Source organism: Rhabdonatronobacter sediminivivens (genome assembly GCF_013415485.1).
GTDB lineage: Bacteria > Pseudomonadota > Alphaproteobacteria > Rhodobacterales > Rhodobacteraceae > Rhabdonatronobacter > Rhabdonatronobacter sediminivivens.
On record NZ_JACBXS010000060.1, the window covers coordinates 1 to 12,093 of the forward strand.

A 12,093-nucleotide genomic window follows, 5' to 3' on the forward strand; every position below is an offset into this window, starting at 1 on the left:
GACCGCAGAGGCCGCCTAACCATGATCCCGGCAGCGCTGCCCCGACCCGATTTCAACATTCATCGGGACATCCCCGCTACGCCATCACAGAGTCGAGATCGGCGCGGAATGGTCAGAGTGCATTGAATTCATGGATGAACTTCTGTTCTCAGCTTGATAGATGTCACATCCCGGAAGGTAGAATGCCTGTTTTCTGGACAGCTGCGGCTTGATCTTGTGCCAGTCCTACATCGCGAGCAAGAGCCCCCACGATCCCTGCAACTTTGGCGATGGTAGACCCAGACCGCATAAGCGACGATCTCGCGGGAAAACGAAAGCCTTTCAGGCGCGGCATGGACGGCGGAACCTTCATTCCTCGACTCGTAAGAAAGTCATACCTCGCAAACAACTTGGCAATGCCAGTCCGGCTCCTCTTCCATCGGACCGGGCAGGAATTACAGGTCGTCCTCGGATGCCTGTTCGACCACCTCCACGTCGATGGCGAGGGTGTCAGTTTCATCATGCAAAGAAGTGCTTTCATGCATCATATGTGCAGAATACGTCAATTTTGCATCTCACCCAAGGCCTTGGTCAGAGCGCGCCTGTACACCTTACAGGGCATGCGCGCGCCATGACCTGCGAGACCTCCCCGATCGCGCTCAGCGCATGGAAACCAAGGGCTTTCTGATGAACCGCACCACAGAGCACGCCCTTGCAACCGTTTGCAATTGGTCTTTTAATGATGATGGATGAAATTGCATATTGGCGTTGAACATGCCCCTGATCGGTTATGCGCGCGTTTCCACAGAGGATCAGACCCCCCTGCCCCAGACGCAGGCGCTCAAATCTGCCGGGTGCACCGAAATCCATGAGGAACACGCCTCGGGCGGCAATCGTGCCCGGCCGGTGCTGGCGCGGGTGCTTGAACGGGTGGGCAAGGGCGACACGCTGGTGGTTGTGCGGATCGACAGGTTGGCGCGGTCGTTGTCGCATCTGCTGGATGTGATCGAACGGCTGGAGGCCAAGGGCGCCTACTTCCGCTCCATCCAGGATCCGATCGATACCGCCAGCCCGCAAGGCAAGTTCACCCTGCAGGTCCTGGGCGCAGCCGCCGAGTTTGAACGCGCGCTCATCCGCGAACGCACCCGGGCAGGGCTGGCCACTGCGCGCAGCAAGGGGCGGATTGGCGGAAACCCGGGGCTGCGCGCGCGCGATCCATCGGCCCTGCGCAAGCTGAAACTGGCGCGGATGGACAGCTATATGGAGCGCCTGAACGAAACCGCGCAGGATTGGGTGGCGCATGTGCGCCGCTTGCGCCCTGACATGGCCTGGGAGGATGTGCTGCGGATCATCAACGCCCCCCTGCCCCCGGACCGCCGCTGGAGCCAGAGCCGCCTGCTGCGCGCGGTCAAGGCCTATGTGCGCGATGGCTTCCTGCCGGACACGGTTCTGGGGCGGGCCGGGCGGCGCGATACCGATGACCGGCTGCCCGCCATCGTCGCCGCCATCAAGGGCGCGGACCCCGATATCACCCTGCACGCCATCTGCGAGAGGCTGGAGGCCATGCGCGAGCGCACGCCCCGCGGGCGGACCCGGTGGCAGCCATCTTCGGTCAGGATGCTGCTGGAACGCGCCGGGCGACTCGGCCTGCTCAAATGAGGGGCCGCCGACCAGGATTCGCGCACCGGTCCGTCAGGCAGATGTTGCGGGCGCGCCCTGACGCACCCCCAAATTGTTGATGTACTTGATGAGCTATCGCCAGTAACCGTTTGATTTCGCTGCAAACGGATTCAGCACTTGGCGGGCTGCTCAACGCGCGAAGGCAGCTCAACAGTATGGGCTGGATTTATCCCCGTTTTCTGTTAATCTGCAAAAAAACAAGATATACCCGAGGGCAGTGATGAACGGGATACGCGCATGAGCGGGATACGGGCATCCCAGAGATTCGATGTCATGTCCCGGCGGCTTGGAAGCCGGTTGCGGGAGCATGCCGAGGCAACCTTTCCGCCGGATGCACAGAAGGGCCTGCGCCGCTTTGCCATGCGCGAAGCCGCCGAATTGCTGCGGATCAACCAGAACACCTTCAGGCATCATGTGTCAAACCTTGATGGCTTTCCCGAGGGCAGGCTGGAAAGCGGCAACCGCCGCACCTTTTCCGCCGAGGAAATGGTGGCAGCGCAGCGCGTGCTGCTGGATACCGGCCGGATCAAACCTGAAGAGCACCCGCACCGGCGCCCCGGCGAGCCCTGCCAGATCCTGACGATCTTCAACCTGAAGGGCGGCTCGGCCAAGACCTCGACCGTGGCCCATGTCGGACAGTTGCTGGGGCTGCGCGGGTATCGCGTGCTGCTGATCGATCTCGACAGCCAGGCCAGCCTGACAAATCTGTTCGGAGTAACGCCCGAGCTTGATCCGGAGATGCCGACCTCTTTTGACCTGATCCGGTCCGAAGGCCCCCTGCCCGCTTCCGAGGTCATCAGGCCAACGAATTTTCCAAGCGTGGATCTGATCCCCGCCTCCATGGATATCATGGAATATGAATTCGAGGTCGCGCTGAGTTTTCGCCATGGGACAACCTCGTTCCACAGTCGGATCCGCGATGCGCTGGAGCCGGTTCTGGACCGTTACGACGTGGTGATCTTCGACACCCCGCCGCAACTGAATTTCTCGGTGATCTCGGCGCTGTTTGCCTCGACCGGGGTGGTGATCCCGCTCAATGCCTCGATGCTGGATGTGATGTCGCTGGCCAGTTTTCTGGGTATGGCCAGCAATCTGATGGGCGTGGTGGAATCCCATGCGCCGGAACATGGCCTGAATTTCGTTCGCGTATTGATTACGCGCTACGAAAACACCGATGGGCCGCAGGTGCAGATCTCGTCGTTTCTGCGCACGGTTCTGGGCGATGCGGTGCTGCCGGCGGAGTTTCTGAAATCCACCGCCGTGGGCGATGCCGCGAACACCCAGCAAAGCATATTCGAGGTGGAGCCGCGCGATGTGAACCGGCGCACCTATGAGCGGGCGATCGAATCCGTGTCCCGCGTAACAGATGAGATCGAGGGCGACATCCTCAAGGCCTGGGGGCGGTCCGATGGCACGTAAGGTTTTCGGAGATACGCTGCGCAACGCAATGGGCCACCCCCCTGCCCCCGATGCTGATGCCGAAGCAAAGCGCAGCAGCCCTACGGTCGCCCGGGCGCAGGCGTCGGTTCTGGAAGAGGACAAGCACGCCACCCGGTTGCTGGACCCGGCGCTGGTCCGGATGTCCGCGGTCATGGACAGGATCGATCCGGCCGAAGGTCTGGAAGACCTTGTCGCTTCGATCCGGGATCACGGGCAGAAAGTGCCGATCCTTGTGCGCCGCATGGCGGATGGCAGCTTCGAGATCGTCTATGGCCGGCGCCGGTTGCTGGCCTGCCGGGAACTGGGCCAGAGGGTGCGCGCCACGGTCATGGAGATGACCGACGAAGAGGCGCTGGTTGCCCAAGGTGTCGAAAACAACGCCCGTCAGGACCCATCCTTCATCGAACGAGCCTTGTTTGTGGCCGGGATCATCCGGGAGCTGGGCAGAACCGACGCCACCCGGAAGAACGCCCAGACCGTGGCGTATCGCGCCTTGCAGATCGATGAATCGCTGGTCTCGCGGATGAACCGCATTGCCACCGGCATCCCCATGGAGCTGATCCGGGCCATAGGCCCCGCGCATGGCGTTGGTCGGCGCGTTTGGGAACGGTTGTGCAAACTGTGCGAGACCGCGCCGGATCGGGCGCAGGCGATTGCCACCGAGATTCCGGCCGCCCTGCCCGGCCCGGAACGGCTGGACATGGCCATTGCCCTGCTAAGCCCGCAGAAACCGCCCCCGCCGGAAACCGGGCGACATGCCCGGGTCACGATCGCCCGAAAGGGAAACCGGATCACCCTGGACGTTGACCCGGCACTTCTGCCCCAGGTCGAAGGCGCCGTGAGGGAGTTGATCGCCGAACTTCTTGACCGCGGTCAAGATGAGAGCGCCCCCTGACCATGGTCAGGGGGCATTGAACCACAGAGCAGCGAACAGAAAGGAGGATCGGAGAGAAAAGAAAAGACCCCCCGAAAGCGGTGCTTCCGAAGGGCCTCAATCAGTCTCGACACCTGATTGATACCCCCAAAGCGAATCGATTTCAACACCGCTTGCGGTGAACAGGGGCGCTTTTTCTTCCGAAACATCATGAAACAGGCTTTGACCCCCATCACCGCCCTGGCGGACCGTCCTGCCATGCGCGAAACCAATCGATATGACCTTCTTGCCCCGGTCCGCACCCTGCGCAGATCGCTTGGTCTGGCCCCGAATGATCTGGCGGTACTCACTGCGCTCGTCAGCTTCATGCCCCGCGCGACATGGGACAGGCTTGCCCGCGGGCAAGAGGCCCTGACGGTGGTTTTTCCGTCGAACACGGCCCTGTCTGACCGCGCCAACGGGCTGGACGAACGCACGATCCGGCGCAGTCTGGTGCGATTGATCGACGCCGGGCTGATCGCGCGCAGGGACTCCGCCAATGGCAAGCGGTTCCCGCTGCGCATCAAAGGGGCCATTCGCAACGCTTTTGGCCTCGATCTTCGCCCGTTGATCCATCGTCAGGCAGATTTGCAGGCAGCCGCCCAGGCCGAGGACGATGCGCGTGAACAGTTGCGCGCGCTTAGAACCGAAGCGCTGGCGTTGCGCGCAACGCTCCTGCAGCGCACCGACCTTGATGAGGATACAGCACTGCGCCTGACCGCCATTCGCACCCTGTTGCGGCGGCAAACATTGTCCACGGACCAGATCAGCGCGATCATTGCTGACCTGCGTCACCTGCTGAATGACCCCGAACCACCCGCCGACACAACCCAAACGGCGCCGTCTCAACCCGGTGAAATGACCGGCAAGCACGGACAAACTGTCCGGCATATAGAGTCGGAAAAGATTGAATCCAAAAAACCATCCCGCGTGACAGCGCATCAGCAAGCCCAACAACCTGAGAACCTGCCAATCATGGCCGCAGACCCTGCATCAATGAGCTGGGATGACTTCGATCAGGTCAAGACCCTATACCCGATCGCGCCCAAGGATGGTCGATCCTTGCACCAGATCCTGACCGCCTTGGCCGCGATGCTGAGAATAAGCGAGCGCACCATGGCAGCCGGGTTGCGCAGTATCGGACCGGGGCGCACCTTGCTGGTGCTGAATTATCTGATCGCGCGCATCCCTAGCATACGAAAGCCGGATGCCTATTTCAGGCAAGTCCTGAACGGGACCGGACTGACCGACGGTCTTGACCGCGGTCAAGACCGCTTCAGAACCTTGCCGGCATCGCTCCGTGTGTAGGTGCCCAATTCCATCAGCCCGGTTTCAAAACGCTCAATTCGCGTTTTCGACTGCTCATCATGTCCAGCCATCAATTCCAGCAGGGTCTCTATGATCAGGGTTGCCCCGACAATCGAAAACATCACGTTGGGCCCCTCGATCGGCGCGCGCAAAACCTGCCAGGCACCTTCGACCAGGGGCGAGTCATGACGGTCCGTCAGCGCCAGAATCCGCGCACCCTGTCCACGTGCGACTGCGGCAGCACGCACCACCTCGGCCGAGTAATGCGCAAAGGAAATGACGATGACGATATCACGCTCATCGGTTTCGATCAGGGAATCAAAGATCAACCCGGGCTGCGAAGGCGTGGGCACGATATTCCCATGCGCGATCCCGCCCCGATAGGTAAAGTAATGGGCCAGCCCGTAGGCCATGCGCACGCCTATGCAATGCACCCGGCGCGCGGCCACCAGTTGCGGGGCGATCGCTTCGATCCGGTCCCAGAGTGGCCCCGAATGCACACGGCGCACATTGCGCAAGGCCGCTTCGGATAGCTCCGGGCGCAGGGACGCGGGTGCGATCTGCTGCAACGCATCCACGCGCGCCACATAATCCTGATCGCCCCGTCGCAGGGCCTGCTGAACCGATCTGCGGGCCGCTGCAAAACCCGGAAAGCCCGCGGCCTTGATGGTGCGTACAACAGTGTTGGGATCCGTTCCGGCCAACTCGGCCAGACCGCGGACCGAATGAAACGCCAGTTCCTCGGGTTGATCCGCAAGCCAGGCGGCGAACCCGCGCAACCCCGGCGCGCCAGACACCGCAACTTTGTCCATCACGGCACGGAACTCGCTGATTGTCGGGCTGGGTGAATCAACCATAGGTTGTGGCCTGTCCAATCTGCTGTCGCCTGACTACCGTGCAATCCAAGACCTGATACAATCAAGATACCGATTGACAAAATCAACACATTTGTTTCAGCTTCCAGTGTCCTGTGACCGCACGTGGCGGCCGCAGCGGATAATGCGGCGGGCTTCACCCGTCGCGCATGAACATGACAACAGGAGAAGGCCATGAACAAGTTCTGGATGGCAGCAGCAGCCAGCACCGCCCTGATGGCGGGCACGGCCGCGCATGCGCAAGAGCAAACCTTCATTTCCATCGGCACCGGCGGCGTGACCGGCGTGTATTACCCCGCAGGCGGCGCCATCTGCCGTCTGGTCAACCGCGACCGGGCCGAACACGGCATCCGCTGCGGCGTGGAAAGCACCGGCGGGTCCATCTTCAACCTCAACGCCCTGCGCGATGGTGAGCTGGAATTCGGCATCGTGCAGTCCGACTGGCAGTATCATTCCTACAACGGCACCTCGCAGTTTGAAGAGCAGGGCCCGCATGAGGAGTTGCGCGCGATCTTTTCGTTGCACCCGGAACCCTTCACCGTGGTCGCGCGCGCCGATGCCGGTATCTCCACCTTCGAAGATCTTGAAGGCAAGCGCGTGAACATCGGCAATCCCGGTTCCGGTCAGCGCGCCACCATGGATGTGGTGATGGACGCCATGGGCTGGAGCACCGACATCTTCAGCCAGGCCACCGAACTGCCGCCGGGTGAACAGGCGCTGGCGCTCTGCGACAACAATGTCGATGCCATCGTCTACACCGTCGGCCACCCCTCGGGCGCCATTCAGGAAGCCACCACCGCCTGTGACACCGTTCTGGTGAATGTGGACAATGACGCCATCCGCGAACTGGTGGATGAGCGTGACTACTACCGCATGGCCACCATCCCGGGCGGCATGTACCGGGGCACCGACGCAGACGTGACCACCTTTGGTGTGGGCGCCACCTTTGTCAGCAGCACCGATGTGTCCGATGATGTGGCCTATGCCGTGACCCGCGCCATCATGTCCGATCTGGACGCATTCAAGGGCCTGCATCCGGCACTGGATATTCTGGTGGCCGAGCAGATGGTGACCGACGGCAATTCGGCGCCGCTGCACCCGGGCGCCGAGCGTTACTATCGTGAGGCCGGGCTGCTTGAGTGATGCGCAGCGTTACCTGACATGAACTGACCGGCGGTGCGCCTCAGGGGCGCACCGCCTTTCTTGTTGCCACAGAACATGGCCCGGGCCAACAATCGGGCAGGATCGACAGGACCGATCAGACAGGGGACAGACATGGCCGAGCAGGGGCAGAACAAGGGCAAAGCCTATAGCGACGAAGAGCTTCAGGACCTGCTTGCCAGTTCCGACACTGGGGGGCGCGCGCCCACCAATCGCTATGTAGCCTTTCTGATCGCCGGGGTGGCGCTGTTCTGGTCGATCTTCCAGATCTGGATCGCCGATCCACAATTCGCGCTGGCCCAGTATATCCCCGGCGTCCGCATCATCGGCCCGGACCAGACCCGGCCCATGCATCTGGCACTGGCCCTTTTCCTGGCCTTTCTGGTGTTTCCGGCCTTCAAGGGAAGCCCGCGAAAATACATTCCCATCTATGACTGGGTCCTGGCCATCGCCGCTTTTGGCGTCGCTTTCTACATTTTCTGGAATGCCCGCGAACTGGCCAGCACGGCCCGGGCCGGGCGGCCCACGCAGGAACAGATCTATGTGGGCATCGTCGGCATCGTGCTGCTGCTGGAAGCCTCGCGCCGCGCGCTGGGACCGGCGCTGACCATCGTTGGCGGCGTCTTTCTGGCCTACAGCTATTACGGGCAGGGCTGGCTGATCCCGGAACTGATCGAGCATTCGGGCCGGTCCTTCAACGGGATCGTCAACACGCAGTGGCTGTCCACCGAAGGCGTCTTCGGCATTCCGCTGGGGGTCTCCACGGCCTTTGTGTTCCTGTTCGTGCTGTTCGGGGCGCTGCTGGACAAGGCAGGCGCCGGTAACTACTTCATAAAACTTGCCTTTGCAGGTCTGGGGCACCTGCGCGGCGGCCCGGCGAAGGCCGCTGTCGTGGGCTCCGGCGCCACGGGGCTGATCTCGGGCTCGTCCATCGCCAATGTGGTCACCACCGGGACCTTTACGATTCCGCTGATGAAGCGCGTGGGCTTTTCCAGCGAAAAGGCCGGCGCGGTCGAGGTGTCCTCCTCGGTCAACGGGCAGATCATGCCGCCGGTGATGGGGGCCGCGGCCTTCCTGATGGTGGAATTCGTCGGTATTTCCTATCTGGACGTGATCAAGCACGCCTTCATCCCGGCGGTGATCAGCTACATTGCACTGATCTACATCGTTCATCTGGAAGCGCTGAAGAACAACATGAAGGCCCTGGGCGAACCCAAGAGCCTGCCTGCGATGTTCCTCAAGGTGGCGATGGGTTTCGTGGTGGCGGGAACCTTGTTCTATGCCGCGGTGGCCGGGGTGAACACGCTGCGCGCCGTTGCGCCTGCGGTTTCTGGGGCCGTGATCGTCGTGGTGCTGCTGTCGATTTATCTTGCCTGTCTGCAACTGGCCTCAAGGCGCCCTGATCTGGAACTGGACAATCCCAACGACAAGGAAATCCGCCTGCCGGTGATGAAAGAGGTGTTTCCCACCGGCATCCATTTCCTGCTGCCCATCGTCGTGCTGGTCTGGTTCCTGATGATCGAGCGGCAGTCGCCCGCAAAATCCGCCTATTTCGCGGTGATGACCATGCTGTTCATCATCACCACCCAGCGCCCGCTCAAGGCGCTGCTGCGCGGTCAGGCGACGGAATTCATGACCGAGCTTCGCGCCGGGTTCCAGGATCTGCTGGACGGGCTGATCGCCGGTGCGCGCAACATGATCGGCATTGCCGTTGCCACCGGCGCCGCCGGGATCATCGTGGCCACTGTCACCCGCACGCCCATCGGCACCGAACTGGCCGGGCTGGTGGAGTTGCTCTCGGGCGGCAATCTCTTCTTCATGCTGCTGCTGGTGGGGCTGTTCTCGCTCATCCTTGGTCTGGGGCTGCCGACCACGGCGAATTACATCGTGGTGTCCTCGCTGATGGCGACGGTGGTGGTCAGCCTTGGCGCGCAAGAAGGACTGCTGGTGCCGCTGATTGCGGCGCATCTGTTCGTGTTCTATTTCGGGATCATGGCGGATGTGACACCCCCGGTGGGGCTGGCCAGTTTCGCCGCCGCTGCCGTGTCCGGGGGCGATCCCATCCGAACCGGGTTTCAGGCGTTTTTCTACAGCCTGCGGACCGTGGCGCTGCCGTTCCTGTTCATCTACAACCCCACGCTGATCCTGTATGGCGTCGATCTGGGCACCACCGAGGGCATTTTGCAGGCGGTGATGATCTTCGTCATTGCGACATTCGCCATGCTGCTGTTCGCCGCCGCCACGCAGGGCTACTTCCTGGCTCGCTCGCGCTGGTGGGAAAGTGCGGTGCTGCTGCTGGTGGCCTTCACTCTGTTCGTGCCGAATTTCTGGCTCAACCGTGTGCAGCCGGAATTCAACCGCCTGCCGGCCGCACAATTCGAAGAGGTGCTGCAAAGCGCCGAGCCCGGCGACCGGCTTCGGATCGAAGTGGAAGGCCCGGATTTCGTCACCGGAGAGACACGCAGCCTGACCCTGCGGATCGACATCCCCGACACCGCGCCCGAGGGGCGTGTGGACGCAACCGGCCTGTGGCTGATGCCCGATGGCGATCAGGTAGCCATGGATGAGCCGATGTTCGGGACACCCTATCAGAATGCGCTTTCGGATTTTGACTTCTACGGCGCCGAACCGGTGGTCATGGTCAATGTCCAGCGTCCCGCCGACCGGATGCCCGAGCAGATATTCTTCATCCCCGCGCTGCTGCTGCTGGGGCTGGTGATCCTGCTGCAGCGCCGCCGTCAGACCCAACCCGCCTTCTGAGGAGCCGCACCGATGGCCCGCACCATCCTCTTGCCCATCGACTTGTCTGACCCGCACAGCTGGGACAAATCCCTGCCCGAAGCCCTGACGCTGCTGGGGCCGGACGGGGTGCTGCATGTGGTCAGCGTCCTGCCGGATTTCGGGCTGGCGCAGGTCGGCACATTCTTTGGCCGGGATTTCGAAAAGAAGGCCCTGCATGAGTTCGGCGAACGGCTGGGCGAATGGGTGTCCACCAACATCCCCGATGGGATCGAGGCGCACCCCCATGTGCTGCACGGCACCATCTATGACGAGATCCTGCGCGCCGCCGAAAAGCTGGGCGTGGATGTGATCGTCATGGGCTCGCACCGTCCGGCGCTGCAGGATTATCTGCTGGGGCCGAACGCGGCGCGGGTGGTGCGTCATGCGCGCTGCTCGGTCTATGTGGTGAGGGGGTGAACCATGGCGGGACACGTTTTCGGACGCTCAACCCGGGGCAAGCTGCCAAAGGCCGTGGCGGGAGAGGGCTGTTATATCATCGATGCCGACGGCAAGCGTTATCTGGATGGATCGGGCGGGGCGGCGGTGTCCTGTCTGGGCCATTCGGACCCGGACATCCGCGCGGCGCTGCATGATCAGCTGGACCGGCTGGCCTTTGCGCATACGGGTTTTTTTACCTCGGACGCGGCCGAGGATCTGGCCGATACCCTGATCGCGGCTGCCCCCGAAGGGATTGACCGGGTCTATCTGGTCTCCGGCGGGTCCGAGGCCGTGGAGGCCGCGCTGAAGCTTGCGCGGCAATATTTTATGGAGATCGGCCAGCCCTCGCGCCACAGGGTCATCGCCCGGCGGCAAAGCTATCACGGCAACACGCTTGGCGCGCTGGCGGCGGGTGGCAATGCCTGGCGGCGCGCGCAATTCGCGCCGCTGCTGGTTGAGACCAGCCATATTTCGCCCTGTTACGAATACCGTGATCGTGCGCCGGGCGAATCCGGCGAAGCCTATGGCCAGCGTGTCGCCGATGAGCTGGAGGCGGAATTGCAGCGCCTTGGCCCGGAAACGGTCATGGCCTTTGTGGCCGAGCCGGTGGTCGGTGCCACCATGGGCGCGGTTCCGGCGGTTCCGGGCTATCTGCGGCGTATCCGCCAGATCTGTGACCGTCATGGTATCCTGCTGATCCTGGATGAGGTCATGTGCGGCATGGGCCGCACCGGGCATCTGTTCGCCTGTGCCGAAGATGGTGTCGCCCCGGACATGATCACCATCGCCAAGGGGCTGGGCGCGGGCTATCAGCCGATCGGCGCCTTGCTGACCAGCGCGGAGATCTATGATGCCATCGACGCGGGCAGCGGGTTCTTCCAGCATGGCCACACCTATATGGGCCACGCCATGGCTGCGGCCGGCGCCGGGGCGGTGCTTCGCGCCATCCATGACCGTGGCTTGCTGGAGCGCGTGCAGGTGATGGGGCAGACGTTGGATGCGGCCTTGCATGACCGCTTCGGCCAGCATCCGCATGTGGGCGATATCCGGGGCAGGGGGCTTTTCCGCGGCCTGGAACTGGTGGCCGACCGCGAGTCCAAGGCCCCGTTCGATCCTGCCCGCAAGATCCACGCAAGGATCAAGGCCGCAGCCATGCAGGCGGGGCTGATCTGCTATCCGATGGGCGGAACCATCGACGGGCAGCGCGGGGATCACATCCTGTTGGCCCCGCCCTTCATCATCAGCGATGATCAGGTGCAGGAACTGACCGACAAGCTGGCCCGGGCGGTGAGTGACGCCTTGGCGGCCTGAGCGGGCATTTTGCCGCTGCCGCCGCTGATGCCCGCCCCCGTGCGGACCATCCCGCGCTGCCTGTGACCAATACGCAGGTGGCTGTAACGGCGACAGCATGTCACATGGCCGGGGCAGGGGGGCGGCACACCGGGGATGTCCCGATGAATGTTGAAATCGGGTCGGGGCAGCGCTGCCGGGATCATGGTTAGGCGGCCTCTGCGGTCT

The 12,093-nt window shown here is 62.7% G+C and carries 9 protein-coding genes; 8 read left to right on the forward strand and 1 reads right to left on the reverse strand.

The genetic code is table 11. The features are described from left to right. Positions 1 to 753 precede the first annotated feature (753 nt). The 4 genes from HUK65_RS16925 (at position 754) to repC (ending at position 5,320) form a co-directional block, all read left to right on the forward strand. Positions 754 to 1,638 carry a recombinase family protein gene (locus HUK65_RS16925; protein WP_179907456.1) on the forward strand — a complete coding sequence of 295 codons (885 nt, stop codon included), beginning with the start codon at positions 754 to 756 and terminating at the stop codon, positions 1,636 to 1,638. 294 nt (positions 1,639 to 1,932) lie between these two features. Then, positions 1,933 to 3,078, forward strand: coding sequence for a plasmid partitioning protein RepA (gene repA / locus HUK65_RS16930; RefSeq protein WP_179907457.1), 1,146 nt, complete (start codon positions 1,933 to 1,935; stop codon positions 3,076 to 3,078). Next, positions 3,068 to 3,994, forward strand: a complete 927-nt coding sequence (gene repB / locus HUK65_RS16935) for a plasmid partitioning protein RepB (RefSeq protein ID WP_179907458.1) — start codon at positions 3,068 to 3,070, stop codon at positions 3,992 to 3,994. The genes repA and repB overlap by 11 nt, the downstream gene beginning before the upstream one ends. Positions 3,995 to 4,183: 189 nt before the next feature. Beyond that, positions 4,184 to 5,320 carry a plasmid replication protein RepC gene (repC, locus tag HUK65_RS16940; RefSeq protein WP_268839457.1) on the forward strand — a complete coding sequence of 379 codons (1,137 nt, stop codon included), beginning with the start codon at positions 4,184 to 4,186 and terminating at the stop codon, positions 5,318 to 5,320. Here the strand turns inward: repC and HUK65_RS16945 are convergent. Further along, on the reverse strand, positions 5,278 to 6,177 hold the full coding sequence (locus HUK65_RS16945) for a MurR/RpiR family transcriptional regulator (protein ID WP_179907460.1): 900 nt from the start codon (positions 6,175 to 6,177) through the stop codon (positions 5,278 to 5,280). The two genes, repC and HUK65_RS16945, sit on opposite strands and share 43 nt — an antisense overlap. Positions 6,178 to 6,369: 192 nt before the next feature. Here HUK65_RS16945 and HUK65_RS16950 point away from each other — a divergent pair, with 192 nt between their 5' ends. The 4 genes from HUK65_RS16950 to HUK65_RS16965 all read left to right on the forward strand — a co-directional run bounded on the left by HUK65_RS16950 (position 6,370) and on the right by HUK65_RS16965 (position 11,886). Further along, a complete protein-coding gene (locus HUK65_RS16950; RefSeq protein WP_179907461.1) occupies positions 6,370 to 7,338 on the forward strand; it encodes a TAXI family TRAP transporter solute-binding subunit in 969 nt (322 codons plus the stop codon). A 132-nt stretch (positions 7,339 to 7,470) separates the two neighbouring features. Then, positions 7,471 to 10,116 carry a TRAP transporter permease gene (locus HUK65_RS16955; protein WP_179907462.1) on the forward strand — a complete coding sequence of 882 codons (2,646 nt, stop codon included), beginning with the start codon at positions 7,471 to 7,473 and terminating at the stop codon, positions 10,114 to 10,116. A gap of 12 nt (positions 10,117 to 10,128) precedes the next feature. Then, positions 10,129 to 10,554 carry a universal stress protein gene (locus tag HUK65_RS16960; protein WP_179907463.1) on the forward strand — a complete coding sequence of 142 codons (426 nt, stop codon included), beginning with the start codon at positions 10,129 to 10,131 and terminating at the stop codon, positions 10,552 to 10,554. Positions 10,555 to 10,557: 3 nt separating this feature from the next. Further along, positions 10,558 to 11,886, forward strand: a complete 1,329-nt coding sequence (locus HUK65_RS16965) for an aspartate aminotransferase family protein (RefSeq protein WP_179907464.1) — start codon at positions 10,558 to 10,560, stop codon at positions 11,884 to 11,886. Positions 11,887 to 12,093: the final 207 nt, after the last annotated feature.

Coding starts and splice junctions, on each gene's coding strand:
- HUK65_RS16925 (WP_179907456.1), top strand. CDS start 754: ATGCCCCTGATCGGTTATGCGCGCGTTTCCACAGAGGATCAGACCCCC.
- repA (WP_179907457.1), top strand. CDS start 1,933: ATGTCCCGGCGGCTTGGAAGCCGGTTGCGGGAGCATGCCGAGGCAACC.
- repB (WP_179907458.1), top strand. CDS start 3,068: ATGGCACGTAAGGTTTTCGGAGATACGCTGCGCAACGCAATGGGCCAC.
- repC (WP_268839457.1), top strand. CDS start 4,184: ATGAAACAGGCTTTGACCCCCATCACCGCCCTGGCGGACCGTCCTGCC.
- HUK65_RS16945 (WP_179907460.1), bottom strand. CDS start 6,177: ATGGTTGATTCACCCAGCCCGACAATCAGCGAGTTCCGTGCCGTGATG.
- HUK65_RS16950 (WP_179907461.1), top strand. CDS start 6,370: ATGAACAAGTTCTGGATGGCAGCAGCAGCCAGCACCGCCCTGATGGCG.
- HUK65_RS16955 (WP_179907462.1), top strand. CDS start 7,471: ATGGCCGAGCAGGGGCAGAACAAGGGCAAAGCCTATAGCGACGAAGAG.
- HUK65_RS16960 (WP_179907463.1), top strand. CDS start 10,129: ATGGCCCGCACCATCCTCTTGCCCATCGACTTGTCTGACCCGCACAGC.
- HUK65_RS16965 (WP_179907464.1), top strand. CDS start 10,558: ATGGCGGGACACGTTTTCGGACGCTCAACCCGGGGCAAGCTGCCAAAG.